General features: G+C 65.8%; 27 protein-coding genes and 4 pseudogenes. 19 read left to right on the forward strand and 12 right to left on the reverse strand.

Annotated features, from left to right (window positions below; all coding sequences use genetic code 11):
• Positions 1-290: 290 nt before the first annotated feature.
• Positions 291-527 carry a hypothetical protein gene (locus ACMUOO_RS03770; RefSeq protein WP_413854875.1) on the reverse strand — a complete coding sequence of 79 codons (237 nt, stop codon included), beginning with the start codon at positions 525-527 and terminating at the stop codon, positions 291-293.
• Between the two features lie 150 nt (positions 528-677).
• On the opposite strand from ACMUOO_RS03770, the pseudogene ACMUOO_RS03775 reads away from it, so the two are divergent.
• A pseudogene (locus ACMUOO_RS03775) lies at positions 678-1,253 on the forward strand (Crp/Fnr family transcriptional regulator); the annotation flags it as partial.
• On the opposite strand, the pseudogene ACMUOO_RS03780 reads toward ACMUOO_RS03775, so the two are convergent.
• Positions 1,221-1,730: pseudogene (locus tag ACMUOO_RS03780) on the reverse strand (recombinase zinc beta ribbon domain-containing protein); the annotation flags it as partial. The pseudogenes ACMUOO_RS03775 and ACMUOO_RS03780 overlap by 33 nt on opposite strands.
• Between ACMUOO_RS03780 and ACMUOO_RS03785 the strand changes: the two are divergent.
• Together ACMUOO_RS03785 and ACMUOO_RS03790 are read left to right on the forward strand one after the other, a co-directional pair.
• Positions 1,729-2,079: pseudogene (locus tag ACMUOO_RS03785) on the forward strand (peptidase M15); the annotation flags it as partial. The pseudogenes ACMUOO_RS03780 and ACMUOO_RS03785 sit on opposite strands and share 2 nt — an antisense overlap.
• Positions 2,076-2,333, forward strand: coding sequence for a hypothetical protein (locus ACMUOO_RS03790; RefSeq protein ID WP_413854876.1), 258 nt, complete (start codon positions 2,076-2,078; stop codon positions 2,331-2,333). The pseudogene ACMUOO_RS03785 and the gene ACMUOO_RS03790, both read left to right, overlap by 4 nt.
• Positions 2,334-2,503: 170 nt before the next feature.
• Here the strand turns inward: ACMUOO_RS03790 and ACMUOO_RS03795 are convergent, their stop codons facing one another.
• A complete protein-coding gene (locus ACMUOO_RS03795; RefSeq protein ID WP_413854877.1) occupies positions 2,504-3,169 on the reverse strand; it encodes an ArsR/SmtB family transcription factor in 666 nt (221 codons plus the stop codon).
• A gap of 86 nt (positions 3,170-3,255) precedes the next feature.
• Here ACMUOO_RS03795 and ACMUOO_RS03800 point away from each other — a divergent pair, with 86 nt between their 5' ends.
• From ACMUOO_RS03800 to ACMUOO_RS03835, 8 genes are all read left to right on the forward strand, one after another.
• Positions 3,256-4,110, forward strand: a complete 855-nt coding sequence (locus tag ACMUOO_RS03800; protein ID WP_301918205.1) for a sterol desaturase family protein — start codon at positions 3,256-3,258, stop codon at positions 4,108-4,110.
• Entirely contained in the window at positions 4,107-5,411 is a 1,305-nt protein-coding gene (locus ACMUOO_RS03805) for an MFS transporter (protein WP_301918206.1), read from the forward strand. The genes ACMUOO_RS03800 and ACMUOO_RS03805 overlap by 4 nt, the downstream gene beginning before the upstream one ends.
• Positions 5,408-5,761, forward strand: coding sequence for a DsrE/DsrF/TusD sulfur relay family protein (locus ACMUOO_RS03810; RefSeq protein WP_301918207.1), 354 nt, complete (start codon positions 5,408-5,410; stop codon positions 5,759-5,761). The genes ACMUOO_RS03805 and ACMUOO_RS03810 overlap by 4 nt, the downstream gene beginning before the upstream one ends.
• Positions 5,761-6,066, forward strand: a complete 306-nt coding sequence (locus ACMUOO_RS03815; RefSeq protein WP_301918208.1) for a rhodanese-like domain-containing protein — start codon at positions 5,761-5,763, stop codon at positions 6,064-6,066. Before ACMUOO_RS03810 ends, ACMUOO_RS03815 begins: the two co-directional genes overlap by 1 nt.
• A gap of 28 nt (positions 6,067-6,094) precedes the next feature.
• Positions 6,095-7,060 (forward strand): cysteine desulfurase family protein, encoded by a 966-nt coding sequence (locus ACMUOO_RS03820; RefSeq protein ID WP_301918209.1) that lies wholly within the window; start codon positions 6,095-6,097, stop codon positions 7,058-7,060.
• Positions 7,061-7,209: 149 nt separating this feature from the next.
• Positions 7,210-7,974 (forward strand): class I SAM-dependent methyltransferase, encoded by a 765-nt coding sequence (locus tag ACMUOO_RS03825; protein ID WP_301918210.1) that lies wholly within the window; start codon positions 7,210-7,212, stop codon positions 7,972-7,974.
• Between the two features lie 58 nt (positions 7,975-8,032).
• Complete coding sequence (locus ACMUOO_RS03830) at positions 8,033-8,404, forward strand: MerC domain-containing protein (protein ID WP_301918211.1); 372 nt, start codon at positions 8,033-8,035, stop codon at positions 8,402-8,404.
• Positions 8,401-9,189 (forward strand): nucleoside phosphorylase, encoded by a 789-nt coding sequence (locus ACMUOO_RS03835; RefSeq protein ID WP_301918212.1) that lies wholly within the window; start codon positions 8,401-8,403, stop codon positions 9,187-9,189. The genes ACMUOO_RS03830 and ACMUOO_RS03835 overlap by 4 nt, the downstream gene beginning before the upstream one ends.
• 63 nt (positions 9,190-9,252) lie before the next feature.
• On the opposite strand, the gene ACMUOO_RS03840 is transcribed toward ACMUOO_RS03835, so the two are convergent.
• Positions 9,253-9,675, reverse strand: coding sequence for a MerR family transcriptional regulator (locus ACMUOO_RS03840; RefSeq protein ID WP_301918213.1), 423 nt, complete (start codon positions 9,673-9,675; stop codon positions 9,253-9,255).
• Between the two features lie 76 nt (positions 9,676-9,751).
• Between ACMUOO_RS03840 and ACMUOO_RS03845 the strand changes: the two genes are divergently transcribed.
• Genes ACMUOO_RS03845 through merA form a run of 4 tightly spaced genes read left to right on the forward strand, consistent with a single transcriptional unit; the run spans position 9,752 to position 12,130 of the window.
• Entirely contained in the window at positions 9,752-10,141 is a 390-nt protein-coding gene (locus ACMUOO_RS03845; protein ID WP_301918214.1) for a mercuric transporter MerT family protein, read from the forward strand.
• Positions 10,142-10,157: 16 nt separating this feature from the next.
• Positions 10,158-10,463 carry a cation transporter gene (locus ACMUOO_RS03850; RefSeq protein ID WP_301918215.1) on the forward strand — a complete coding sequence of 102 codons (306 nt, stop codon included), beginning with the start codon at positions 10,158-10,160 and terminating at the stop codon, positions 10,461-10,463.
• A 4-nt stretch (positions 10,464-10,467) separates the two neighbouring features.
• Positions 10,468-10,701 (forward strand): mercury resistance system transport protein MerF, encoded by a 234-nt coding sequence (gene merF, locus ACMUOO_RS03855; protein WP_301918216.1) that lies wholly within the window; start codon positions 10,468-10,470, stop codon positions 10,699-10,701.
• Between the two features lie 4 nt (positions 10,702-10,705).
• Complete coding sequence (gene merA, locus ACMUOO_RS03860) at positions 10,706-12,130, forward strand: mercury(II) reductase (RefSeq protein WP_301918217.1); 1,425 nt, start codon at positions 10,706-10,708, stop codon at positions 12,128-12,130.
• A gap of 252 nt (positions 12,131-12,382) precedes the next feature.
• Here the strand turns inward: merA and ACMUOO_RS03865 are convergent, their stop codons facing one another.
• The gene (locus ACMUOO_RS03865; protein WP_301918218.1) at positions 12,383-14,671 is read right to left on the reverse strand and encodes an alpha/beta hydrolase family protein; all 2,289 of its coding nucleotides are present in this window, start codon (positions 14,669-14,671) and stop codon (positions 12,383-12,385) included.
• Between the two features lie 52 nt (positions 14,672-14,723).
• Entirely contained in the window at positions 14,724-16,181 is a 1,458-nt protein-coding gene (locus ACMUOO_RS03870) for an META domain-containing protein (RefSeq protein ID WP_301918219.1), read from the reverse strand.
• A 209-nt stretch (positions 16,182-16,390) separates the two neighbouring features.
• Here ACMUOO_RS03870 and ACMUOO_RS03875 point away from each other — a divergent pair, with 209 nt between their 5' ends.
• Complete coding sequence (locus ACMUOO_RS03875) at positions 16,391-16,762, forward strand: hypothetical protein (RefSeq protein WP_301918220.1); 372 nt, start codon at positions 16,391-16,393, stop codon at positions 16,760-16,762.
• A gap of 644 nt (positions 16,763-17,406) precedes the next feature.
• Here ACMUOO_RS03875 and ACMUOO_RS03880 read toward each other — a convergent pair.
• From ACMUOO_RS03880 to ACMUOO_RS03905, 6 genes are all read right to left on the reverse strand, one after another.
• Complete coding sequence (locus ACMUOO_RS03880; protein WP_301918221.1) at positions 17,407-18,966, reverse strand: D-aminopeptidase; 1,560 nt, start codon at positions 18,964-18,966, stop codon at positions 17,407-17,409.
• Positions 18,967-19,027: 61 nt separating this feature from the next.
• The gene (locus ACMUOO_RS03885; RefSeq protein WP_301918222.1) at positions 19,028-20,542 is read right to left on the reverse strand and encodes an ABC transporter substrate-binding protein; all 1,515 of its coding nucleotides are present in this window, start codon (positions 20,540-20,542) and stop codon (positions 19,028-19,030) included.
• Entirely contained in the window at positions 20,539-22,194 is a 1,656-nt protein-coding gene (locus tag ACMUOO_RS03890) for a dipeptide ABC transporter ATP-binding protein (protein ID WP_301918223.1), read from the reverse strand. The genes ACMUOO_RS03885 and ACMUOO_RS03890 overlap by 4 nt, the downstream gene beginning before the upstream one ends.
• On the reverse strand, positions 22,191-23,033 hold the full coding sequence (locus ACMUOO_RS03895; RefSeq protein ID WP_301918224.1) for an ABC transporter permease: 843 nt from the start codon (positions 23,031-23,033) through the stop codon (positions 22,191-22,193). The genes ACMUOO_RS03890 and ACMUOO_RS03895 overlap by 4 nt, the downstream gene beginning before the upstream one ends.
• Positions 23,030-23,968: an ABC transporter permease gene (locus ACMUOO_RS03900; protein ID WP_301918225.1), complete on the reverse strand. Its 939-nt coding sequence runs from the start codon at positions 23,966-23,968 to the stop codon at positions 23,030-23,032. Before ACMUOO_RS03900 ends, ACMUOO_RS03895 begins: the two co-directional genes overlap by 4 nt.
• A gap of 73 nt (positions 23,969-24,041) precedes the next feature.
• Positions 24,042-24,269, reverse strand: a complete 228-nt coding sequence (locus ACMUOO_RS03905; RefSeq protein ID WP_301918226.1) for a hypothetical protein — start codon at positions 24,267-24,269, stop codon at positions 24,042-24,044.
• A 398-nt stretch (positions 24,270-24,667) separates the two neighbouring features.
• On the opposite strand from ACMUOO_RS03905, the pseudogene ACMUOO_RS03910 reads away from it, so the two are divergent.
• The 3 genes and pseudogenes from ACMUOO_RS03910 to ACMUOO_RS03920 form a co-directional block, all read left to right on the forward strand.
• A pseudogene (locus tag ACMUOO_RS03910) lies at positions 24,668-24,925 on the forward strand (integrase core domain-containing protein); the annotation flags it as partial.
• Between the two features lie 350 nt (positions 24,926-25,275).
• Positions 25,276-25,641 carry a hypothetical protein gene (locus ACMUOO_RS03915; protein WP_413854878.1) on the forward strand — a complete coding sequence of 122 codons (366 nt, stop codon included), beginning with the start codon at positions 25,276-25,278 and terminating at the stop codon, positions 25,639-25,641.
• Positions 25,634-26,707 carry a tellurite resistance/C4-dicarboxylate transporter family protein gene (locus tag ACMUOO_RS03920; protein ID WP_301918228.1) on the forward strand — a complete coding sequence of 358 codons (1,074 nt, stop codon included), beginning with the start codon at positions 25,634-25,636 and terminating at the stop codon, positions 26,705-26,707. Before ACMUOO_RS03915 ends, ACMUOO_RS03920 begins: the two co-directional genes overlap by 8 nt.
• Positions 26,708-26,737: the final 30 nt, after the last annotated feature.

Raw genomic sequence — 26,737 nt, forward strand, 5'->3', positions numbered from 1 at the left:
AACCATCGCGCCAATGGGGGATGATCCCATCATCAGCCTGCCCGCCGTGGCATCCTGATCAAGCAGGCCCGCACCGAACACCACGGTGACGATCAGTGCCAGCTACACCACTCCAAGGGGCACTATCCATGGCGATGTTCGAAGGTGCTTTGGCACTCGCCATACCGGAGTGCCAATGCCATTGAAGTGATGGCTCAGCAGGGGTTCCACAATAGCGTCACAAAGAATATCTTTCGACTTCCAATCGATTGATATCCATAACTGCTCCTGCAGTTCGTCGAAGCTCGACCTCACAAGCGTCGACCTGAGTAACCGGCGGCGATGATCGCGTTGATCAGGTCCGCGACGGCTCGGTGATTCTCCGTCTCATGGTCGATACCGACCGCGTTCTCGTGGGTCGCTGCGGCGTCGCGAAGAACCCCCACGATCTCGTGCTCCGGCAGCACCCCACGATCGTTCAAGGCAAACAGGAGCGCCTCGCAGATTGACAGGGCGGCCTGGCCTGCATGTTCGCTCGCGGTCGACATCTGGCGTCCCTTCCTTGGCATCGTGATCCCCGTGGAAGGCGAGTTTCAGATACATCCGTACTTCTCGCAGGAAGTGCTCTATGCTGGACTGATCCAGAGCAGTGTCCGGACCGATTTCCGCTCCTGGGTCACGGCACGCCGGGAGCCTTCATGACATCAGCCGAACACAGCCCCCTGACACGCAAGCTCTCCGCCTTCGTCGCCCTGTCGGAGGTCGAGCTGGCCGTGCTTGAACGACTGCATGAGCGTCGTCGCTCATTCGTCGCGGGGCGTGACATGGTGCATCAGGGGCAGTCGGCTCAAGCCGCGTACATTCTGTCGTCGGGTTGGGTCTGTTCCTACAAGCTCCAGGCCGACGGGACGCGGCAGATCGTGGATTTCCAAGTGCCGGGGGATTTTCTGGGATTGCGCAGCGTCCTGTTGCGCACGTCGGATCACAGCTTCGAACCCATCGTTGACATCGAGGCCGCCGAAGTGCTGGCGAGCGACCTTATCGATGCCTTCGCGCGGACGCCGCGCCTCGCGACCGCCATACTCTGGGCAGCGTCAAGGGACGAAGCGATGGTCGTGGAGCATCTGGTCGGGATCGGTCGGCGTGATGCGGACGCCCGAATGGCGCATTTCCTGCTCGAACTGGGATCGAGGCTTGCGCTGGTTGGAATAGGCAGCAGGGAAGGATTCGACTGCCCTCTGACGCAATACCACCTCGCCAATACGCTGGGGTTGTTCGGCAGGGAATAGCTCGTCCCATAGCGGATCAAGCTGTTGCAGTGCCGTCCGGGCGTCGGCCTCGGTGACGTCGGCGGCGTGGACGCATGCAGCTTTCCATGTCCCCGCTACGATCTCGGGCTGGCGGAAGACGGTGCGCAGCTGGTCGATGACGGCCGCCTCAATCTCGCCCGCGGGCACGCGGCCGACCGGGCAAGATCCAGCGCCATGCTTCAGCACGGTCTGGCTGACATAGTAGCGGTAGAGCCGCCCGCCCTTGCGGGTATGCGTTGGCGAGAAGGCGGCCCCGTCCGGTCCGAAGAGCAGCCCCTTTAGCAGCGCTGGCGTATCGGCGCGGGTGCGGGCGGCGCGCTTGCGGGAGCTCTCCTGCAGGATGGCATGGACCCGGTCCCATGTCTCGCGGTCGATGATTGCGTCGTGCTCGCCGGGGTAGCTCTCGCCCTTGTGCACCGCCTCGCCGATGTAGGTGCGGTTCGGCTTCTATCCGCGCTCGGGCTTCATCCATGTCGACCTCGGGCCCGCACGGCAGTGGGGGGAGCGGTTCCCGGTCCGGGAGACGGCCTTTGCGGCCGAGACCCCACCCGCACGCGAAGTGCTGGCCGACAGCCGCACGATGAAGGGCGGTGGCGCGGCTGGCGTGGCGACGCTGGGCGCTGCGGGGGTCGAAGTTGCGCAGAGCGTCTTGGCCGAAACCCAGACCGCGATCCTGCCGCTGGTGCCGTATCTCGACACGCTCCGCTGGGTGTTCATCGCCGTCGCGCTCGGCGGCATCGCGGTCACCATCTACGCCCGCCTCGATGACTGGCACCGGGGGCGGCGGTGATCGGGGGGCTTCTCGCCACGCTCGCCGGATCGGCATGGGCGCGCGCGGCGCTCCGCTACGGCGTCATCGCTCTGGCGATCCTGTCGTTCCTCTTCGCGCTGCGTCGCTCGGGCGAGCGAGCGGGACGGCTGGCTGAGCGGCTCGAGACCATGGAGAACACATATGAAGCCCAACGACGGATGCTCGAGGCTGCGGCGCGTCGCCCTCGTTCTCGCGACGATCTGGCTGAGCGGCTGCGCGACGGTCAGGTCTGACGGTGGCGGGCCAGGGGCGTGTCCACCTGTCGTCGGGTACAGCCGGGAGTTCCAGGCGCGGGCGGCCGAGGAGCTCACCCTGCTGCCGGAGGGTTCGGCGGTCGCGGAGATGCTCGCGGATTACGCCGTGATGCGCGACCAGGCGCGGACTTGCCCAAGCACAGGGACACTCAGCCCGCGTCGATGAGCACGGGCCTTCCATCCTCGCGCCATTCCGGCAAACCGCCTTCCAGTCGCCGCGCGTTGAGGCCATGGCGGCGCAGGGTGGCGACGGCCTGATGGGCGTAGACGCAGTAGGGGCCGCGGCAATAGGCGACGATCTCGGCGTCCGGCGCGAGCGTGGGGAGGAGCTGCTCCAGCTGCGCCAGGGTCGCGTTCAGCGCGCCTGGAATGTGGCCCGCGGCGTATTCGTCGGCGGGCCGGACATCGAGCACGGTGACGGAGCCTTCCGCGAGCCGTGCGGCGAGGTCCGCGCGGCTGACGGGTTCGGGGGCGTCCTCGCCGCCCGAGAGCCCCCGCAAGATGCGCTCGACCTGTGCGAGGTTGCGCTCCGCGACGATGCGCAGAAGGTCCATCAGCTCCAACGTCTTCGCGTCGGTCAGCCGGTAGATCACCGCCTTGCCGTCACGGCGGCTGGTGACGAGGCCCGCACGGCGGAGCTGCTGCAGATGTTGCGAACAGTTGGCGATGGTCAGGCCCGTCTTTTCCGCCAGCGCCTCCACGCCACGCTCTCCTTGCGCGAGCTGTTCGAGGAGCGACAGCCGGGCCGGAGCCGACAGGGCGCGTGCAACGAGCGCGTATTCTTCGAGCAGAGCCAGCTTCGGGCTGATTGACACTGGACGTCTCCAGACTGTAGATCATTCAAGCGATGATTTGAATGATAGCGATTCCATCGCGCCCCACAAGCCCGAAGTCCAGATCCATGTCCGAGACCATCCTCGCCGCCGAACCTACCATCCGCCTTGCCGCTTTTCTCGGCGTCCTGGTGGCCATGGCGTTGTGGGAGGTGGCGGCGCCCCGGCGTCGGCGCGAGATCCCGCGCGTCATCCGCTGGACGAACAACCTCGCGCTCGTGGTGCTCGACACCGCGATCCTGCGGCTGACCTTCCCGATCATCGCGGTCGGGCTCGCGGTCATGGCAGAAGAGCGTGGCTGGGGCCTATTCAACAACATCGACGTGCCGGTCTGGCTGGCCATCGTGATCTCGATGCTGCTGCTCGATCTGGCGATCTATCTGCAGCACGTGATGTTCCACGCGGTGCCGGGGCTCTGGCGGCTGCACCGGATGCACCACGCCGATCTCGACTTCGACGCCACCACGGGCCTGCGCTTCCACCCCGTGGAGATCCTCATCTCGATGGGGATCAAGCTGGCAGTGGTCGCGGCTCTCGGCCCGCCCGCTGTCGCGGTGCTGCTGTTCGAGGTGATCCTAAACGCCACCGCGCTCTTCAACCACGCCAACATCGACCTGCCGCGCCCGGTGGACCGTGTCCTGCGCCTTTTCGTCGTCACGCCCGACATGCACCGCGTCCACCATTCCATCGATCCGCGCGAGACCAACTCGAACTACGGCTTCAACCTGCCGTGGTGGGACCGGCTGCTTGGCACCTACATCGCCCAGCCCGCCAAGGGACATGAGGGGATGGAGATCGGCATCGAACAGTTCCGCACGCGCCGCGATCTCTGGCTCGACCGGATGCTGGTCCAGCCGCTGCGCGGACCCGCCAGCGGCCATGCGCTCGATCCCCGCATCACGGTGAAGGAGCGCGCCGAATGACCTCCAGCGACTTCACGCGCGGCATCCGTGAGAACCGGGTTCAGGTCACGCACCAGCTGATCCAGGTCATGCTGGTCGGCTTTGCCATCGGCATGACGCGCACGGTGGTCCCCGCACTGGCCGAAAGTGAGTTCGGGCTGGAGCGCGGCTCGTTCCTGCTGCTGGCGTCCTTCGTCGTGGCCTTCGGTGCGGTGAAGGCGGTGATGAACTTCGTCGCCGGGCGCTGGTCCGAACGCATCGGCCGCAAGCGGGTGCTGGCCTTCGGTTGGGTCGTGGCGCTGCCGATCCCGGTGATGATCTGGTATGCCCCCGACTGGAACTGGATCGTCGCGGCGACCGTGCTGCTGGGGGTCAACCAGGGCCTCTGCTGGTCGATGACGCAGACCGCGAAGCTCGACATCACGAGAGCAGAGGAACGCGGGCTCACCATGGGGCTGAACGAGTTCTCCGGCTATGTCGGCGTGGCAATCGCGGGCATCCTGACCGCCTATGCCGCCGAAGCCTTGGGCGCCCGCACCGGGCTTCTGGTTTTTGGCATGGCCGTGGTCCTGCTGGCGCTGGTCCTGACGGTTGTCTGGGTCAAGGACACGCTGCCATGGGCCAGGGCCGAGACGGCCGCGCACAAGGCGGCGCCGCCCAAATCCCTGCCGCGCTACCCGCGGGACGCCTCCGAGCACCCCTCGACGGGCGAGGTCTTCGCGCTGATGAGCTGGCGCGACCGCCGCCTCTTCGCGATCTCTCAGGCGGGGCTGGTCGAGAAGTTCGTCGACGCGCTGGTCTGGGCGCTGTTCCCGGTCTTCCTTGTGACGCAAGGCGCGACCCTGACTGAGGTCGGCTGGATCGTCGGCACCTATGGTTTCGTCTGGGGCGGCTCGCAGCTCTTCACCGGGCGGCTGTCGGATCATGTCGGACGGTTCTGGCCCAACGTGCTCGGCATGTGGATCTGCAGCGCGGGCGTGGCGATGGTGGTCATGGGCACCGGCGCGCTCTGGTGGTCGGTCTCGGCCGGGGTGGCGGGCTTCGGCATGGCGCTCCTCTACCCGAACCTCTCGGCCGCGGTGGCGGACATCACCCCGCCGGCCTGGCGCGGCTCGGCCATCGGAATCTACCGCTTCTGGCGTGACCTCGGCTACGCGATCGGCGCGCTCGGCCTCGGGCTTGCGGCCAGCCTGACCGGCGCTGCGGAAGCCGCCTTCTGGTTCGTCGCGATCTCCATGTTGGTCTCCGGCGGCGTGCTGTTCTGGCTCGGCGAGGAAACCCACCCACGGCTCAACCCCGCCGCTGAAGGAGCAACCGCATGAAACACCTGATCCTCCTGAACGACCCACCCTACGGCACTGAGCGCAGCTTCAACGGCCTGCGCATGGCCCACGCACTGGCAAAAAATGATGCTGAAGCGGACATCACCGTCTTCCTGATGGCCAACGCAGTGCTCTGCGCAAAGGCCGGGCAGAAGACGCCGGACGGATTCTACAACCTCGAACGGATGCTCCGCCGTGTCCTGTCCTCCAAGGGGCGCGTCCTGATGTGCGGCACCTGCATGGACGCGCGCGGGCTCGCCGAGGGTGACATGATGGAGGGGGTGAGCCGCTCGACCATGGACGAGCTTGCCCAGACGACGCTCGCCGCCGACAAGGTGCTGGTGTTCTGATGGCGGAGATGCTCACGCTCAGAGCCCTCGCGGCCGACCCGGATCGCTTCCACCTGATCGATGTGCGCGATGCCGAAGACTACGCCGCTGCCCACGTGACGGGCGCCGTGCACGTCCCGCTGGCTGCACTCGAAGCTCGGGTGGGCGAAATTCCTCCCGGCAAGACACCCGTGACCATCTGCGGCAAGGGCGGCGGCCGCTCCACTGAAGGCGCTGTCATGCTGAAAAAGCTTGGCTATCCGGACGCGCTCTGGCTCGAGGGCGGCACGACCGGCTGGCTCACTGTGCACAAGCAGGACAGCTGAACGACCCGACGGGAAAGGCGACGCGGCCATGCGCGACATCTATCTGGATTTCAACGCCAGCACCCCGGTCGCCCCCGAGGTCGCCGAGATCATGCGCCATGCCCTGGAAACGGGGCATGGCAATCCGTCCAGTGGCCACTGGGCCGGGGCTCCCGCCCGCCAGATGGTGGAGGACGCCAGGACCCGTGTCGCGGATCTTCTCGGCTGCGCGCCGCAGGAGATCGTGTTCACGAGCGGCGGCAGCGAAGCGAACAACCACGCCCTGAAGGGCGTTTTCTTCGCCAGCGGCAAGGACCGGCCGCATTTCATCACGTCGAGCGCCGAGCATCCGGCCATCGTGGCACCGCTTCGGTTCCTCGAGCGCCTCGGTGCGCAGGTCACTTGGTTGCCAGCCGATGGCACGGGGCTCGTCGATCCCGACGACCTGCGGCGCGCGATGACCGACGACACCGTGCTCGTCACCATCATGCACGCCAACAACGAGACGGGAACGATCCAGCCCATCGCGGAGTGCGCGGCGATTGCGCGAGAGCACGGAGTTCGCTTCCACACCGACGCCGCGCAGTCGGTCGGCAAAATCCCGACCCGGGCGGACGACCTCGGCGTCGATCTGCTGACGATGGCCGGGCACAAGTTCCATGCCCCAAAGGGTGTCGGCGCGCTCTTCATCCGTGACGGCCTGCAGCTGGAGCCGTTCATCCACGGCGCCGGGCATGAGAACGGCAGGCGCGCGGGGACCGAAAGTGCGATGCTCACAGCCGCGCTCGGGGTGGCAGCCAGTCTTGCCTCGGATTTGGGGCCGATGGAGCAAGTCCAGGCCCTGCGAGATCGCTTCTGGGCCACGCTCAAGGATGCGTTCGGCGATCACGTCGTTCTCAACGGCCACTCCGCGCAGCGCCTGCCCAACACGCTCAACGTCGCCTTCGTCGGGCGCGTGGGCGCGGAAATCCTCGCGGCCATGCCGGAGGTTGCGGCCTCGACCGGCTCTGCCTGACATTCGGGGCGCGTCGAGCTGTCTCCGGTACTGGAGGCGATGGGTGTCGCGCCGCAGGTCGGCATGGGCGCGATCCGGTTCAGCCTCGGCCGCACAACCACCGTGGACGAGGTCGATCACGTCGTGGCCCGCTTGCGCCGGGTGCTGAGTTGACGGAAGCGGAGCGGCCCGTCTCGGATGCGAGCGCCGCCGACCCCGCGCTCGAAGGTCTTCCCGACGCTTATGCCGACTGGCGACGCAGCGCGCTCGGCAGGATCACGGACGCGCTCGAGGAGCGTCTCCTGATTGACCGGATCGGCCCAACCCGCGGCCTGCGCATCCTCGATGTCGGCTGCGGCGACGGCGTGCTGGCCACCCGGCTCGCTCGTTCCGGCGCTCGGGTCACCGGCATCGATGCCTCGGCAGACATGATCGCCGCCGCACGCCGCCGGGCGAAAGCCGCGGGTGTCGAGATCGATCTGGTGGAAGGGGATGCTCGCGGCCTTCCATTCCCCGCAGGGTACTTCGACTGCGTCGTGTCGGTCGCCACACTCTGCTTTGTCGATGACCCGCGCCCGACGATCCGGGACATGGTCCGCGTCCTGAAGCCCGGCGGCCGACTGATCCTCGGTGAACTCGGGCGCTGGAACCTCTGGGCCGCGCAGCGACGCGTGAAGGGCTGGCTCGGCTCGAAACTCTGGCGCGCGGCTCGTTTCCGCAGCCGGGGTGATCTGCTCGCGCTCGCGGATCAGGCGCGGCTGCGGGACTCGACAGTCACCGGCGCCGTCTTCTATCCGCCACTCGGAATTGCCGCTCAACTCATGGCGGGATTTGATCACAAGATCGGCACTCTCACAACAATAGGTGCCGCGTTTCTTGTGCTCAGCGCTACAAGTCCGGGCGCTCCGGTGTCGCAATCATCAAGCAAAATCTGACGGAATCCGGCTGCCGTCACATCACGAGCAAGGTTTCGGAAACGATGCAGAGACTGAAATGAGCCCCAAGAAAACCGGCGAATGGCTTGCCGCCCTGGCGACCGCTTTCTCGCTTGTCGCCTGCTATGGAACGCTTGCCGCGATCACGCTGTTGGGCGCGCTTGGCGTGACGATCGCCCTGAACGAGGCTGTCTGGGCGGGCGCAATCGTCCTGTTTGCGGGTCTGGCATTGGTCGCCCTGCTGATCCGCTGGCGTGGGCATCGTCGACTGGCCCCCGTCCTGCTCGCAGGCGTCGGATTTCTTCTGATCGCATTCACCATGCTGGTCTCCTACGAGCGGATCATCGAACTCGCGGGATTCGTCTTCCTTTGCGCGGGTACGGTCGCCGATTGGCGAATGGGGCGTGGGCGGAAGGAGAGAGACGCATGAAGCCGCAGGAAACTCCGCCGATCCTGAGCGATAAGCATCCCGACGACCCGTCAGCCTTCACCCCGGAGAGCCTGCTGCGCGAGGCGCGCCGCCAGAAAGGTGCTGACGCCGTCGCGGTGCCGAAGGTCTGCCTGCTCGACCCCGATGGCGATATCGTGCGCCAGCTCCGCGCAGAGGGCCGCGCGCGGCGGCGCGAAGGATGGGTCTGCTACCACACCGACATGTGGGTGTTCGATCTGGACGGCCACGAGATTGGCGTGGTCGGTTGCGCCGTCGGCGCCTCCTTCGCCGTGCTGGTGGCCGAAGAGATGTTCGCCTCGGGGTGCGCACTGCTGATCAGCGTCACATCCTCGGGGCAGATCATGCCACAGGGGGCGCCGCCTTATTTCATCCTGATCGACCGGGCGCTGCGCGACGAGGGCACGAGCTATCACTACCTCCCGCCCTCGGAGTGGAGCGCAGCACCCGAGCAGCTTCTGTCGCGGCTGGAAGGAGCATTCGACGATGGCCCCCGCGTGCTCACCGGGGCGACCTGGACCACCGACGCGCCGTTTCGTGAGACGGAGGCCGCAATCGGATCGGCGCGCGCTCGCGGCATCCTGGGGGTCGAAATGGAGGCGGCCGGGCTCTACGCCTTCGCAAAGGCGCGGGACCGGGCTGTCATCTGCCTAGCGCATGTGACCAACCAGATGGGCACCATCGATGGTGACTTCGAGAAGGGTGAGGCGAACGGCACGGCTGACGCGCTCGCGGTGGTTTCAAAGATCGTGGCTCGACTGGGCTGAACCGGCCCTCAGCCGGAATTCTGCGGGGGTCCCGTGGGAAGCCGCGGGTTCCGCATCTCGGCGTCAACGATCCCGCGATCCGATCGTGTCGAGTACCGGGCAGTCGGGGACGTCGGCGCCGGAGCACCTGGCGGCCGTTTTGGCGAGAACTGCTTCAATGCGTCTGAGATCCGCAATTCTCGTGCGGACATCGGCAAGGTGGCGTTCGGTGCGCTCCTTGACCTCTGCGCAGGTGGGCGCGGCGCCGTCTTCCAACCCCAGAAGCCCGCGGACATCTTCCGTCGAGAACCCAAGCTCGCGGGCGCGCAGGATGAACCGCAGGCGTGTGGCGTGTGCGGCGGAATAGATGCGATAGCCCGCGTCAGTACGGGGCGGATCGGGCAGCAAGCCGGTCTTCTCGTAATAGCGGATCGTCTCGATATTGCTGCCGGTCACACGCGCCAGCTCTCCGCGCGTGAGGCCGCTCTCGCTCTCGTGATCGGTCATGGGCAAATTCCCGCTTGAGCCTGTAGTTGCTACAGACCCTACACCCATCGTCAATCAGAGACGAGAGGTGCGTGCGATGGCGCTGACAGACGAGAGGACGGATAGCGCGGGTACGGTTCGCCCGGCCCGCAAGGGCTGGCTCGCTGCTGGTGGCGTGCTGGGCGCGTTTCTCGCCTCGGCCTGCTGTGTCGGGCCTTTGGTTCTGCTGACCCTCGGCATCTCCGGCGCCTGGATTGGCAACCTGACGGCGCTGGAGCCCTACAAGCCGATCTTCGCTGTGTTCGCGCTTGGCTTCATCGCGGCCGGACTCCGGCAGGTGTATTTCCGCAAACCGATCGTATGCGAGCCGGGTTCTTACTGCGCGAGGCCCGCCTCGGCGCGGATCACCAAGACCGCGCTCTGGGCCTCCCTGATCCTCGTTGTCGCCGCGCTGACCATCGATTGGTGGGCGCCGCTTCTCTACTGACCCGAAAGGAAAACCCATGAAGAAGTTCCTCGCTCTTGCCCTGTTTGGCCTGACTGCGACAGCGCCGTTCCATGCCCTCCCGGTCGCCGCGCAGAATGTCGCCGCCGAACAGACCGTCACCTTCGCCGTCGACAACATGACCTGTGCGCTCTGCCCGATCACGGTGAAACGCGCGATGGAAGGCGTCGAGGGCGTTCGTGCCGTCGAGATCGACTTCGAGGCGCGCACCGCCACGGTGTTCTTCGACACCGCCGCTACCAGCGCCGATGCCATCGCGGCCGCTTCGGCCAATGCAGGCTACCCGGCGCGTGTCTCGGGCTGACGGAATGGCCGATCGATCCGACCGCAATCTGATCGCGACAGGGATCGCCGGCACCGTCATCGCGGCGCTCTGCTGCTTCACGCCGGTGCTGGTCGTACTTCTCGGCGCCGTAGGTCTGTCAGCCTGGCTCGGCTGGCTCGACTATGTGTTGCTGCCCGCGCTCGCCTTTTTCGTCGCGCTGACGGTCTATGCCGTCTGGCGGCGGCAGCGGCGGCTGAACACACGAACGGACGGATGATCCCATGAAGGACGACTGCTGCGCGCCCAAGGGCGATTTCGACCTTGCCGTGATCGGCGCCGGATCGGCCGGGTTCTCGGCCGCGATCACCGCCGCCGAGGGCGGCAAACGTGTCGCCCTGATCGGCCACGGCACCATCGGGGGCACCTGCGTGAACGTTGGCTGCGTGCCCTCCAAGACGATGATCCGGGCCGCTGAAGCCTTGCACGGCGCGCATTCGGCGCATCGGTTCCCGGGCCTGCACGGCGCGGCGCAGGTCGCCGACTGGGCGGCGCTCGTCGCGGCCAAAGACGATCTCGTTACGACGCTGCGCCAGAAGAAGTACGCCGACCTGCTGCCGGGCTACGATGGCGTGACTTATATCGACGAGGGTCCGGCGCGGCTCGTTCCCGGTGGTGTCGAGATCGACGGGCGCATGATCACGGCGCCCAAGGTCATCGTCGCCACCGGCGGCCGGCCGACCGTGCCCGATATCCCTGGAATTGCGGATGTTCCGACACTCGACAGCACCTCGCTTCTGGAACTGGACCGATTGCCCGAGAGCCTGATCTTCCTCGGCGGCGGCTATATCGGTGTCGAACTCGCGCAGATGATGGCGCGGATGGGCACCCGCGTGACCATCGTCTGCCGCTCGCGCCTGTTGCCGCGGGCGGAGCCGGAGGTTTCCGAAGTGCTCACCGAACTCTTGCACGCGGAAGGTCTGACGATCCTCGACGGCGTGACTTACGACGCCGTGCAGCGCAGCGGAGACCGCGCGGTTCTGACGGTGACAGTGGACGGCGCTGCCCGCGATCTCGCGGCCGATCATCTCGTCCTGACGACGGGACGCGTGTCCAATACCGAGGGGCTGGGCCTGCCCGATATCGGCGTCGAGACCGATGCGCGCGGCGCGATCAAGGTCGGCGACGACATGGCCACGACGCGGCCTGGCATCTATGCGGCGGGGGACGTGACCGACCGCGATCAGTTCGTCTACATGGCCGCCTATGGTGCCAAGCTGGCGGCCCGCAACGCGGTGCTGAGTGGGTCTGAGCGTTACGACAACGCGGTGATGCCCTGGGTGGTGTTCACCGACCCGCAGGTCGCGGGCGTCGGCCTGACCGAGGCGCAAGCGCGTGCGGCGGGCCATGACGTGAAGACGAGCGTGCTTGGCCTCGACAACGTGCCCCGCGCGCTCGCCGCCCGAGATACGCGGGGGCTGATCAAGCTGGTCGCGGATGCCAAGACGGACCGCCTGCTGGGCGGCGTGATCATGGCCCCCGAATGCGCGGACAGCGTCCAGACGCTTGTCATGGCACTGAGGTTCGGCATGACGACCAAGGCCCTCGGCGAGACGATCTTTCCATACCTCGCCACGGTCGAAGGCCTGAAACTCGCCGCCCAGACCTTCGACAAGGATGTGGCGAAACTGTCGTGCTGTGCGGGATAACAAGCCCTGCGGACGACACCGCATTGGACGTATAGTATAATAACAACAATGGTTTAGTTGTGGAGATGGGGTGGATGTGAGGCCCATCCCCTCCGCCATAATCCCTGTTGCGAACACGGACAACCGCGCCGCTGCTCTCGCCGAGTGGCGCTGCGTTTGCGCAGAATAAGGGACAGCGTCACTGTCCAAGCTGAGACTGGTTCGAATGAGTCTGCCAGCACCCTCGGCGCGGCCTCTGCGGTGATCCCCGTCTCACTCCCCAAGATAGGTCCGGAACCACATCACCTGTTCCTGGACGCCGTAGACCTCGTAGCCCCGCGCCAGTTCGGCCGGCGACGTGCCGGAAAGCCCGTGGCCGGCCTTGCGGAAGCGCAGAAGCCGCGCCGGGGTGCCTGCCGCGATCACTTGATGCATCAGGTTCTCCATCACCGCGATGGGCACGAAATCGTCGGTGCCGTGGAAGGCGAGGAGCGGGCTTTTGATCGCGCTTGCATTGTATACCGGCGAGACGCGGACATAGGCCATCGGGTCATCGTAGATCGCCTTGCCCAGAAGCCATGGGGCCCCCTGGCCGCCGCCGCGACTCCATTCCGTCACCCAGTCGACAATCGAGCACATGGAATGGCCCGCGTCATAGATGTCGGAGTGGCGCACGAGGCTTTGGGTCACGAAGTAGCCGCCATAGGAGCATCCCGCGATCCCGACCTTGCCGGCCCAGCCGCGGGCGCGCATCTGGTCCACGATCTCGGCCTGGGCGTCGATGTCGGCGCGGCCGAAGTTGTCGTTGTCGGCGATCTTGTTGAACCGCGCGTCGCCATAGCCGTGCCGCCCGTAAAGCGGCGTCACCAGCACGCCGAAGCCGAAACTTGGCAGCAAGCTTGCCGGGGTCTCGACCGTGGGGTCCCAGTTGTTGGTGACGGCGTTGAAGGGCCCGCCGGACTGCCAGACCACGATGGGCACGTCGACCGGCGGAAAGGCCACGCCTTCGGGCAGGATCAGCACACCGTCGATGCGATCACCATCCTCCAGATCGAACGAGACGGCATGCTGCGTCGCCCGCACCTCCGCCTGCGCGGTGGCGTTCAGCGAGGTGAGCCGGGTGAAGCCTGTCCCGTCCATCTTCGCGCGGCCATATTCCGGCGGTTCGGTCCAGGAGGTATGGACGAAAACGATCTCGCGGCTGGCGCGGGTGGCGACAACTTCGAGATACGCGCCCGGCCGGTCGGCCAGGTTGCGGAATTCGCCGGTGGCGAGGTTATAGAGATATGGATGCCCATTGGTGCCGTGACGGGTCTGCACCAGCACCTCTGTTTCCGAGATGAAGCGGGCGTCCTTCACCGGGCTGTCGACCTCGGGCCGGTCGATCCGGCCGATCTCGCGCAGATCCCGGTCGTAGAAGACGATCGCCCCGCCCGAGCGCGAGTCCCCCAGGTATTGCGGGTGGGGCCGCCCGGCCAGACGTCCCGGCCCGGCCATCTCGGCCAGCATCACGCTGCCGTCAGGGTTCCAGTGCGTGCCGCGGAACACCAGCCCGTCGCCGTCGGCTGCCCGCAGCGTGGAAAGCGCGCCGGTTCCCGTATCCAGCACCGTGACCTGATTGCTTTGGAAGAAAATGTTCTTTCCGGGCGGCAGAATGCCGACCGAGTCCTGGTATTCCTGCTCGGTCAGGTTCGCCCCGTCGAAGGTGCGGCGTTGCGAATCGCCGATGGATTCGCTCGTCAGGCAGAACCGGCTGCCATCTGCGCTGAAGGCCACATCCAGAATGCGGATGTCGGGGCCCATGGAAAAGACCTCATGCGCGGCGCCGGTTGCGACATCGGTCACGATCAGCCGCGTGCCTTCGGTCAGCGCCATCGCGACCAGCGTCGGGATCGGGTCATAGCTGTCGCCCGTGCTGTCCCCTTTACCATCGCCGGGCCGGGGCATGCCGGGGAAGGCCATCGGTTTTGCGTCGCGCCCGTCGGCCAGCAGGAGTTGGCTGCCGTCATCGGACATCAGAAGCGGCGTCTGCTTTTCGCCCAGCCGGTCGGCGACCGCGGCGAGGCGCGGCTCGGGGATCGTCACCGCCCCGGTGCGCCGGTCCACGCTGCCGCCCACCAGGCGCGCCTTGCCATCCGCCTCGGACTGGAATGTCAGGAAACCCGCGGTGTCGTCATCAAGCCAGATCACATTGCTTGCGAGTGCCAGGATCCGCTCGAAGACGACCGGAACGATCTCGCCGCTCTGCAGGTTGACGAAGAAGCGCTGGCCCTTCGTGCTGGCAAGGATCGTCCGGTCATCGGGGCTGACCGGGCTGTCGATCTTGTAGCTCGGGCCCGAGGGGGCGCCGAGCAGCGCGGTGAGCCGGTCAAGCTCTTCGGGCGGAAGAAGATCGGGTAGCCGCCCTTGGGTGCCGTCGACGTCGAAGATGCCCACGCCCGTGCCGATCGCCACGACCTCGCCTCCCGTATCCGTGCCGACCTTGGGCTGACCGGTCTGCGCCAGAAGCGGCATCGCCCCCGACAGCGCAACCACCGCAGCAATCAGAAGCGAACGGACCATCATGCCTCTCCCCGATGCCATACCACGTCCTGCCATCTGCTGTCTGACGTCCTCAGCGCAGATAGACGGCCTCCAGCCTGGCCAGCGCCGCACCATCGTCGCCGAGCAGGTCAAGCCGATTTCCCTCAAGGAGCATCCGCCGGGTCAGGGACAGCGCCTCGCCAAGCTGTCGCTCGATCCCGTCGAGCGGCGGCGGGCAGGCCATCATGGTGCTGGCAGCGGCCCCGAAGCCGAGGCGGTCGCCGTCACGCTCATACCCGCCGATCAGCTGGTTGCAGCCCACCGTGGCACGAAACCGCGGCCCGTCGGCATCCACGAGCACCAGATGCGGCTCGCGGCGATTGTCCATGGCCGTCACGGGCTGGCCCATCAGACTGTCGATGCGCCAGTAGGTGTTGGTCAGCGACGCCGTCGGGGCATCCCCGGCGCAGGTTTCGCCCGGCACGGTCTTGATGAACCGGTCGACAACAAGGTGCGTGCGGTCCGGCCCCTCCATCGCCGGGCGCTGGACCAGTCCACCTTCGACATGCACCAGCAGAGGCGCGCCCGGTCCGGCACGCGTATCGAGATAGGCGCGTTCCAGCGCAAGGTAATCGCCCTCGCCGGCGATCGGGTAGGCCCGACCGGTCAGGCATTCCTGAAACATGGCCGCGTCGGCGAGGTAGGTCATCATGCCGAGAAGGAACGTGCCTTCAATATCCGTGGGCGACAGCGTGCCATCGCTCGTCAGCTCATAGGGCAGGTCGGACGCGATGGGGTTTCCGGCCATGTCCATCTGGCGCAAGCTGTCGGGCCCCTTAACCTTCCAGAACAGCGGCATCTCGGAGGCGCCATGAAGCACGATGGCCCCGCGGGCCGGATCGGCATACCAGCGCCCCACCTCGTCGCGGCGCAGCGGCCCCTCGGCGCGGCCCAGCCATTCACGGCGCATGTGGTAGGCCTGGTCGGGCCAGAGATCGAGATGATGCCGGATGCCCTCGCAGTCGGCACAGGGCAGAACGCCGGTGAAGGTGGCGGGCAAGGCCAGCCCGTGCGCGCCGACCAGCGGCACATCGGCGCCGGTCGGCCGGCCGACGGGAACCAGGCGCACCTCGACAGGGCCCGGCGCGTTGCTGTTCAGGACGGGGGTGATCGTATCGGTCGTGAACAGAAGCATGTCCGACCGCCGGATCGTCGCGCGCAGGGCGTAGATCGCTTGCGGTTGCAGGTCTGCCGGGTCGTACTCGATCGCGAAGTCGATGGGCGGCTGGCCCGGATTCTCGATCGTGATGCGGGCGAGAGCCTCCGCCGGAGCGCCCGCCCGCGAGATATCCTCGATGATCGCCTCGAAGGTCAGCCCCGGGGGCAGCGCCATGCGCGTCGCAATCACAGCCCGACCATTCAGGGTTTCGGCAGCTGCCGGTCCTGCAAGCAGCGCCGCCACAGTGGCAAGAAGGGACGCCACCCGGCGAAACACGGGACGCAGGGCGCTGTTGCGCCCAATCCGGGTCTTTCTTTGCTTCGACTGCATCGGTTTCCTTTCCACCGCCGTTCCTCGCGCCAGTCGGCCACGCGCCGCCGGTCGCGTCAGACATCGGCAGGATACGCGGCAGACTGCCTCCGGTTTATCGGCGTTAGGCACACAAGACCAAGCCAGATGACCCGATCCGGGTCATTCACGCCCGCTTCGTACCGGAATTATGGGTAGCATCGGCGCAGCGTGAAATCAGGGGGCGGACCATGGCGGTGAGAACAGCGATAGTGGGGCTGCTTGGAAGCCTTGCCTTGGTCGGTTGCGTCGAGACCGCGGAGTTTGGCGGTTCGGGCGGAAGTTTCGGCGGCAGCGGCGGTTCGGGCGGTTTTGGCGGATCCTGGGGCACGAACCAGATCAGTCTCAGCCGCGCACGTGACATTTGCGTCAACGCCGCACGGCAGCAGGGCCTGATAGTCGCGCGCGTCGACTCCGTCAGCAAGTATGGCTTCGGGAACGGCGCTCCGCGGGGCGTTCAGGTGAACATGGAGGTCCGGCGCGACCAGTTTACGGTCAACACCGAACCGCGTGTCTGCCGCTACGTCTACAGGGACGGCTCCACGGATATCAGCCGCACCTGATCGCGGGGATTTCTTCGGCAGCGGGCCGGGCATGTACCGGCTCGAGTCGTCGCGACCAACGGCAAGTGCGACGGGCGTCCAAGGCCAGGCCCTCAAGGGTGACCGCGATGGTTTTGAAAAACAGCCTCACTTTCTAGGTTTGCGCCGTCGCTGTTTTGGGAGCCGTGAGCGCCCAGGACGGCAACCATGCCGCCTACAGCCCGAGAGAGCAGGTGGCGATGACCGTGATGACTCATGTCTCGGAAAACAACCTCTCCGGTAGTCTGAATGACTATCTGTGAGTTATCACAAGGTTGTTGAGTCTGCCGTCCTCTCCGCCGCAACTGATGTCAGCGGGAGCTCGTTTTGAGGCCCGGGGCGGGCAACTGCACCGACCTGCATGCGATGTTACATGCCGGAAAAGGTCCGACGTCAGGCCCATCCCCTCTGCCAGTATTGTCAGCCTCACGGGCCTGCCCGCAGGGTTTTGACGGCAAAACCCATCACCGCCCTTGCGCCGTGGCGGGCGTCTCTGCGCGGCACAAGGGACAGCGTCAGTGTCCTGGCCGAGGCTGGTTCCAATTGGTCGTCCAGCGCCGAATGTCGTGCGGCGAAGGAAAGACCGCCTACGGTTCTCACCCAAATCGAATGCCCGACCGCGCCGCTTAACCGCACCTCCCATACTCGACCCGGCGCGCCAGCCAACAGCCGAGGGTCAGGCCCGCGACTTCGCCCGCCGCGTCGCGCTGGATGATCGCGGTCCAGTCACCTGGGGCCGGGGCATCCATCGAGCGCCTTGTGGCGACGACCCAGACATCCTTGCCGGCGGGTTCCATCCTTTCCATCCGACCATTTCCCAGCATGCCTTCAAAGCGGGCAAAGGCAGCGCCGTCCCGGGCTTCGATGACAAGATCCGCTTCCAGTTCGGCGGATGTATATCGCCCCGCGATTCCCGTGGCGTCGCCGGTTTCCGTGGACGGAAGGGGGGTCAGCTTCGGCGCGGTATTGTCGCGCGGGCGTGTCATGAGCATCGCCTCGCCCTGCCGGGACAGGATGGCGCCGGCGGCCGCGAGGGTGCCGTCCGGCGACAGCGTGAGCGTCTCGGCCCCGGTCGCATAGGCCAGCGTCGCGCTGCGGCGACCGCATTCGATCCGGACCAGCAAGCCGTCATCGGCGAGCCACTGGCCGTCCCATCCCTCCGGGATCGGGGCAGGTTCGGGCTTTTCGTGGCCAAGCGCGGCCTCGATCAGGGACTGCGCGGCGCCGTGGCTGTCGCATTCGTGGTTGAAGATCACCACGACCGACAGGCGGGCATCGCGCGCATTCAGACGCTGTGCCCGAAAGCCGCGCAGTGCCCCCGCATGGCCGGTGAACTCAAGTCCCGCGATCTGATGCCGGGCGATGCCGTAGCCATAGGTCGCCGGTGTCCCGTCGACGTAGGTCGGCGGTACGGAAACGCGGCGGTAAAGGCTGTTTTCATCGTCGCGGGTGGCGTCGATCCAGCTTTCATAGGCCAGCATATCGTCAAGCGAGGCCGATATCCCCGCGTCGCCGATCCAGAAGATCGCATTGTCCGCCGGGAAGAATCCGGTCGCATCGCTGCCCTCATAGCCCACCACGCCGTCCTCGGGATAACGGGTGTCAGAGGTCAGGACGGCCGTCTTCATTCCCGCCGGCCCCCAGACATGGCGGCGGTAGAGGGTTTCAAGGTTCTCGCCCGTCTCCGCCTCGATCAGTTCCGAGACGATGCGGTAGTTGCAGTTGCAGTAGGAATATGCCGTTCCTGGCGGGAAGTGGCCGGTCTTCATCCGCGCGATCACCGGCAGCGCATCCTCGCGCGCGAAGACCTGCTCGGCCCTGGCCCCTTGCAGCACGGTCAGCGCCCAGTAGTCGCGCAGGCCCGACTGGTTGTCGCAAAGCTGGCGCAGGCTGGGCATGGGGCCGGTGAAGTCCGGCAGGAAATCCGCGATCCTGCCGTCCAGCCGATCCGGGTTCTCGATGGAGGCCAGCAGCACCTGGCAGGTGAACTGCTTCGAGATCGAGCAAATCGGCAACCGCGTCGCGCGGGTCATCGGCGCGGCGGTGTCGAGGTTCGCATACCCCCAGGCGCGGGTCGCGACCACCTTGCCGTCCTTGACGATTCCGGCCACGCCGCCGGGACCGGGATAGCGTTTCGGCAACGCGTCGAGAGCGGTTTCAAGCGCGGAAAGGTCGATCTCGGTCATATCGCATGTCCTCTCAAGACGGTTGGGACGCGGCGGCCCAAAGGAAGCCGCCGCGTGCTGCTCAGTAGGTCTTCCTGGTTTCTTCCAGGAAGAAGCGGCCGAGCGGGTTCTGGCCGAAGTTCTCAACGCCCTTGCGGGTCACGCTGATGTAGGGGCTGTAGTAGAGGTCGATCCAGTGGACGTCGGCCTTGGCGAGCTTCTGTATCTGCGCGTACATCGCCTCGCGCTTCGCCGGGTCCATCTCGAGCCGGGCATCGGCCACCAGTTGCTTGACCTCGTCGTTCTGGTAGCGGGTCATGTAGTTCATGTTGACGTCATGGCCCAGAACGAAGGTCGTCTTCTGGTCGGGGTCGAGGATGTCGTTGGTCCAGTACATGACCGACAGGTCGTATTCGCCGTTGATCAGCATGTCCCAGGTCTGGCTCGGGTCCATCTTCTGAAGGTTGAGCGTGATCCCGACATTGCCCAGTTGCTGCTGCAGGAGAATGGCGATCTGTTCATCGACCTCGTTGCCGGCGTTGACGACATAATCGAGGCTGATGTCGCCTGCGGCCGCCTCGGCCAGTAACGCCTTGGCCTTTTCCGGGTCGAAGTCGCGCGCACCGTTGTCGTCGCTGTGATAGAGCGCGCCCTTCGGAATGTAGGAATTCGCCACCTCGCCGATACCGAATGTCACGGTGTCGACGATCGCCTTCTTGTCGATGGCATAGTCGAGCGCCTCGCGCACCTTCACGTTGTCAAGCGGCGCATGTTCCTGGTTCATCAGCAGGTGATCCTCGCGGGTCGAGGGATCGACGACCACGTTGAGGTTCGCATCCTGCTTCAACTCTTCCACGCGCGAGAAGGGGACGTAGATCGCCGCGTCAAGCTCCCCAGCCTGAACCGCCAGCATCCGCGTGTTGTCGTCAGGCATGGATATCCACTCGACCCCGTCGAGACTGACGTTGGCGGCATCCCAGTAGTTGGGGTTCTTCTTCAGGATCACCCGATCGCCGCGGCGCCATTCGTCCACGGTGAAGGCACCCGATCCCACAGGCTTCTCGGCAAAGGCCTCTTCCCCCATGCTTTCCATCGCCGCCTTCGAGACGATCGAGGCGCCGGGCATGGCCAGGGTCGAGAGGAACGGCGCCGAGGGGCCGTCGAGGGTGATGACCAGGGTCTTGGCGTCCGGCGTCTGCATGTCCTTGATGATCTTGTAGCTGTCCGACCAGAGCGACAGCTCGCTGTCGCGGATGCGGGCCAGCGAATAGGCGACATCTTCGGAGGTGACAGGCATGCCGTCCGAGAACTTGGCGTCGCGCAGGTGGAAGGTATAGGTCAGCGCGTCGTCCGACACTTCCCAGCTTTCGGCAAGGCCAGGCAGAAGGTTCTGGCCCGCGTTGTCCACGCGCACCAGCACGTCGAAGACGTTCGAGAACACCCAGAAGTCGATGTTCTGCGCCGTGGCGATCGGGTCGAAGGTGGAACTGTCCTCGCGCCGGCCTATTGTCAGCACGCCTTGCGCCTCGGCGACGGACACAAGCCCGGTTGTCATGGCGAGGCCGAACATGGCCGCGCGGGTGAGGTCTTTCATCATGTCACATACTCCTGTTGGGTTGATGGGGGGCCGCAGTTGATGGGGCGATCCGGGTTTATGTCTGGAATTGCCGCGATCAGCTGGGCCGTGTAGCGGCGTTCGGGCTGATGGAAGACCCGGGCGGAAGGTCCGTCCTCGACGATCTCGCCGTGATGCATGACGATGACCCGCTCGCAGAGGTTTCGGACGATGGCGAGGTCGTGCGCGATGAAGACCAGCGTCAGCCCGGTGCGCTGCGTCAGGTCGCGGAACAGATCGACGATCTGCGCCTGGATCGTCACGTCCAGCGCCGCGACGCATTCGTCCGCAATGATGACGCGCGGATTGACCGCCAGCGCGCGCGCGATCCCGGCCCGCTGGCACTGCCCGCCCGACAGGCTGCGCGGCCTGCGCGCGGCAAAGCTGCGGTCCAGCCCCACGAGGTCAAGCAGCTCCCCGATCCGCGAGGGGATCTTGTCGGAGCGCGTTTCGCCTTGGGTCTTCAGAACCTCGGCCAGCGTCTGCCCGATGGTCAGGCGCGGGTTCAGCGAGTTGAACGGATCCTGAAACACCATCGCGGCATCGCTGCGCAGGTGTTTCAGTGTCTTGTCCCGGTCTTTCGTCAGCACATTGCCGTCGAAGGCAATGTCGCCCGCACTAACTCGCGTCAGGCCGAGCATCGCGCGGGCGAGGGTGCTTTTGCCCGAGCCGCTTTCCCCGACGATGCCCACCGTCTCTCCCGGCCAGATACGCAGGCTGACACCCTTCAGGGCACGCACCTCGCGCTTTCCGGTCAGGAAGCCGCCGCCCACGGGGAAGCTGACGTCCAGGTCGTCGATCTCGAAGATTGGCCGGCGGTCATGCGGGTGGGTTATCACCGCATCCTCGGGGTGGGGCATCGAGGGGTGCGAGGCAATAAGCTCCCGGGTATAGGGGTGCTGCGGCGCGGCCAGAAGCGCGCGCTTCTCGCCGACCTCCACCACCTTGCCGTGCCGCATCACCGCGATACGGTCGCAGGTCTGCGCCACGACGCCAAGGTCGTGGGTGATGAGGATGATCGACAGCCCGCGCCGGTCGCGCAGCTCCATCAAAAGCCGCAGGATCTGCGCCTGCACTGTCACGTCGAGAGCGGTGGTCGGCTCATCCGCGATCAGGATCTCCGGGTCGCAGGCAAGGGCGATGGCAATCATCGCGCGCTGGCGCATCCCGCCAGAGAACTGGTGCGCATATGAGGTGACGGCCCGCGCCGGATCGGGAAAGCCCACCTGGGTCAGAAGCGCGATCGCCTCGGCCCGGGCGGTCCGGTCGTCAAGGCCCTTGTGATGGCGCAACCCCTCGCTGATCTGGCGGCCGATCGTCATTACGGGGTCGAGGTGGCTTGTCGGGTTCTGGAAGATCATGCCGATCCGCCGGCCCCGGACAGCCTGCATGTCGCGGCCAAGGATCTCGTCGCCGTCCAGCCGCACGCTGCCTTGCGTCACACGCAGCTTGCGCGAGGGTATCAGGCCGATGATGGTGCGGCACAGAAGGCTTTTTCCCGACCCGCTCTCGCCCACCAGACCAAGGATCTCGCCCCGCTCCAGCGACAGCGAGACGTCTTCCAGCAGCGGCCGCTCTTCCCGATGGTCGCGGAAGGCGACCGCGAGGCCGGCGATCTCAAGCTGCACGCTCATTCGTGCACCCCCATCAGGTCCGCCAGCGCGTCGCCGGTCAGCGAAAAGCCGAAGGCCAGAGTCACGATGGCAAGGCCGGGGAACAGCGTGATCCACCAGGCCTGGGTGATGAAGCCCTGCGCCTCGGCGACCATGACGCCCCATTCGGCGACGGGCGGCTGCACACCAAGGCCGAGGTAGCTGATCGCCGCACCGTTCAGGAGCACCAGCACAGCATCGGACATGACGAAGACGAGCGACCCCGCCAGCGCATTCGGCAACAGGTGCCGGAACATGATCCGCAGGCGTGAAAAGCCGAGGCTGGCGGCGGCCACGGCGAAATCCTGCGTCTTCAGCACAAGGATCTGCGCCCGGATCAGCCGCGCGTAGCTGACCCAGCCGACCAGCGCCATGGCGATGTAGAAGCTGCCCAGACCGGGGCCGAGGATGGCGATGATCGACAGCATCAGCACAAGAAAGGGGAAGGCCAGAACAACGTCGATGATCCGCATGAACAGCGCATCGACCCAGCCGCCGAAAAAACCCGCGACGGTGCCGATGCCGGTGCCGATCAGGAAGGGAAAGACGACCCCGATCACCGCAATCTGAAGGTCGATCCGCGCGCCCCAGATCACGCGGGACAGCACGTCCCGGCCGAAGTTGTCGGTGCCGAAGGGATGCACCAGCGAAGGAGGCTGCAGCTTGGCGCCCGCGTCGTGAAGGATCGGGTCGTAAGGCGCGACGAGGGGTGCGAAAACCGCCATCGCCACGAAGGCGCCAAGGATCGTCAGCCCGGCCAGCAGCATGGGTCTGCGTCCGAACCTGGCACTCCAGCGCGGGGAAAGCGTCGTTGCCGTCATATCTCCACCCTCGGGTCCAGCGCGACGGTGATGATGTCGGCAAGGAAGTTGATCAGCACGGTCGCCACCGCGAAGGTCAGCGCCACGCCCTGCACGACCATGTAGTCGCGGCTGAAGATACCCCGGACCATGAGCTGCCCGAGGCCTGGCACCGCAAAGACGCTTTCGACCACGACCGTTCCGCCGATCAGCCAGCCGATGTTGACCGCCAAGAGGTTGACTGTCGGCACCAGCGCGTTTGGCACGACATGGCGCCAGAAGACGACGCTTTCGGGCATCCCGCGTGCCCGCGCCGCTACCGCCACGTCCGACGACAGCCCCGCGATCATGCCGGCACGCAGCGACCGGGTGATCACCGCCGAAAGCGAAAGCGCGATGGTCAGCCCGGGCAGGATCAGGTGCAGGAGCTTGTCTCCAAGGCGTTCGCCGTAGCCCGAAACCGGCAGCCAGTCGAGCCGCACCGCGAAAAGGATGATCAGCATCGCCCCGAGCCAGAACGAGGGAAAGCCGATCCCGGCGGTGGAGACGATCCGGATCGCGTGATCCGCCGCCGTCCCCTGCCGCCGCGCGGAGATCGCGGCGAAGGGAACCGCGATCACCAGCGCCAGCACCACGCCCGCGACGACCAGCGCCAGCGTCGGCTCGATCCGCGTGACGATCAGTTTCAGCGTGTCGACCTTGTATAGCGTTGACTTGCCCATCTCGCCGGACGCGAGATTCTTGAGGAAGTAGAGGTACTGCACCCACATCGGCTCATCGAGACCATATTGCGCGCGGATGTTGGCGATGGCGGTCGGGGTCGCGCGGGTGCCCAAGAGGATCCGCGCCGGATCGCCGGGTATGAGCCGGACGAGCACGAAGGTGATAATCGAGATTCCGAAAAGGACTGGGAGAAATTGGAACGGGCGGAACAGGACGAAACGGTAGCGGCGCATCAGACGGCTCCCGTTGGGGCGGGGGCGTGGCAGGGCATCGCCGGTCGGACGAGAGCGGGAAGGTTCCGGTCTTTCACGCCGTGACCTGACCTGCCACCAGATGCTCGCCGCCGATGTAGCGCAGGACAAGGGGCCCGAGACGGCTGCGGACGGGATGGATCGGGCTTCGCACCTTGCCGGACAGGCCCGGGCTGGACGCGCGCGCGCGCGCCGGTTCGGGCACAGGCGCCGCCTCGATCAGGCGGCGGGTATGGATCCCGTGACGCGAATAGAGAAGCCCAAGTCCGATCACTTGCTTCATGCCACCCCAAAAGCGAAAAAAGCCTCGCATTCCCGCCATCGCGCTCCTGCGCAAATCGGGATTCGAGGCTCGGCTGCCAGACATCTGCGCTTCATCAAAAGGCTTCATGGCGCTGCGGTCAAGTCCCTGATCTCTGCCGGTCACTTGCCAGCAGGAATTCAGCGGGAGCAGCACGGCGATTGCGTGTCTGATGAAGCCTCCTTGTTCTCGGGGTGGAGTACCCTCTCTGAAGTGGCCCACCAATTGGGATATATTTGGCCCGCAGATTGGAGAACCAGGAGATGGCTGGGACGCGAGGGAAGGCCGAAGGCATCGTCATGAAGCTGCGGCAGGTTGAAGTGCTGCGGGGACGAGGCGTGAGCGTGGCCGAAGCGGTGCGCCAGGTCGGCATGACGCAGCAGACGCTGCTCCGGAAGCGCGGCATCCTGATCTCGATGAGCGGGCGCGGGAACTGCTTCGACAACTCGATGGTGGAAACGTTCTTCAAAACCATCAAGTCGGAGTTGATCTGGCCGGTCGCCTGGCAATCCCGCCTGCAGGCCGAAAATGCCGTCGCCAGATGCATCGACGGGTTCTATAACCCCGTCAGGCGGCACTCATCGCTCGGCTTCCAGAGACCCATCGCCTTCGAGCGGAGGGCCCGGGTAGTGAGCTAAACGCTCTCCACAAAAGCCGGGCAAGTCCACATTCGGACCTCCTCGTCCTCGGAGACCGGCAGACGTCAGATCGTAGCTTTTGTCACCGTCCGATGTTCGGGCAGTTGGCCAGCCAGACCCGCTCCCACAGCGGCACACAACGCCTCCCGTCATGAGAGCCGGGCTTGGCCGGACCGGGCGCACGAAGGGTTCGTCGAACAAGAACGCATGTCCGAGGGAGCGCGCAGGAGCGCGGAGCGCCCCGAGGCGACCGGGCAATTTTTCCCGCCGTCATGTCGGCCGGCCGGTCGGGACGGATGGCCTTTCAAATCGCTGGGCACTGGTTCAGACTTGAATCGAGAGGTGCGGCCATGACACCAAGTGAGTCCAGGAAATCACTGTTATCACTGTTCTTCGCTCCTGAACTGCGAGCATGGCGTGGGCGGATGCCCTTGGCCGTAGTTTTCTGGGGATATGGCGTTGCGACGAGCATGGCTCTCGTCATTCTTCACGCAACCGCGCTCGACGCGGGACAATTGGCCTTTCAGCAAGTCCTGATCGTGGTTTCGGCGGCCTACACGATCTGGATTCTGGTCGCGATCTGGCGGTGCGCGCCGAACGCCGCTCCATTCTGGGGGGTTCTTGCAAGATGGTCGACCATCGCCTGGGGACTGAATACAGCATTTGTCCTTCTCTTTCTCCAGATCGAGTTGGCGCTCAGATTTGCACGTGGATAAATTGACCTCGACCAACAGGACGGTCGGGCCTGCTGGCGCGAGACAGCTTCTGCTCGATGGTGCGGCCTCGCTGTTTCCGGGTTATTTCGCACTTGTCATGGCGACCGGGGTTGTGTCGATCGCCTGCCATTTCATGGGGCTGCGCCCGATCGCGCTGGCGCTGATCGCGGTCAACTGGATCGCCTGGCCGGTGCTCTGGGCCCTGACGATCCTTCGGGCCGTGCGGTTCCGTGCCGAACTTGTCCGCGACCTGTCGGATCACCAGCGCGCGCCCGGCTTCTTCACCATCGTGGCCGGCACCTGCGTTCTGGGCACGCAGAACGTGGTGGTGATCGGAGCCCGCGACGTCGGGACGGCGCTGTGGTGGCTGGGACTGATCCTGTGGTTCGCGATCATGTACAGCTTCTTCACCGCGGTCACGGTGCGCGCGCGCAAGCCGACGCTCAAGCGCGGGATCAACGGAGCATGGCTCATCGCGGCGGTCTCGACCCAGTCGGTGGTCGTGTTGCGGGGCGTGATAGACGTGGGCGCGCCTCCGTCCGAGTTGATCCAGTTCCAGGTGATCGCGATGTTCCTGATCGGCTGCATGCTTTATCTCGCGATCATCCCGCTGATCTTCTACCGCCTGACCTTCGTGCCGATGAGCCACGAGGACTTCAGCCCGCCCTACTGGATCAACATGGGGGCAGTGGCGATCACCGCGCTTGCGGGCTCGATCCTGCTCCTGCGCGGCGAGACCTGGCCGCTCCTCGGACCGCTCATCCCATTCCTGCGCGGCTTCACCTTTTTCTTCTGGGCGGTGGCGAGCTGGTGGATACCGTTCCTCTTCGCGCTGATGACCTGGCGCTATGTCTGGATGCGCGACCGCTTCACCTACGAGCCGGCGGTGTGGGGCATGGTGTTCCCGCTCGGGATGTATACCACTAGCACCTACCAGTTCGACCACGCCATGGGCTACGGCTTCCTCGATCCCATCCCCAAGGTGCTGGTCTATGTCGCGCTCACGGCCTGGGTGCTGGGCATGACCGGGCTGCTCCGCAGGCTGGCGCGTGCACTGCGGCGGTGATCCGGACTCCGGAGCGCGCCCGATCAGCTC

The sequence above is a fragment of the Albidovulum sp. genome, from assembly GCF_041919395.1.
GTDB lineage: Bacteria > Pseudomonadota > Alphaproteobacteria > Rhodobacterales > Rhodobacteraceae > Albidovulum.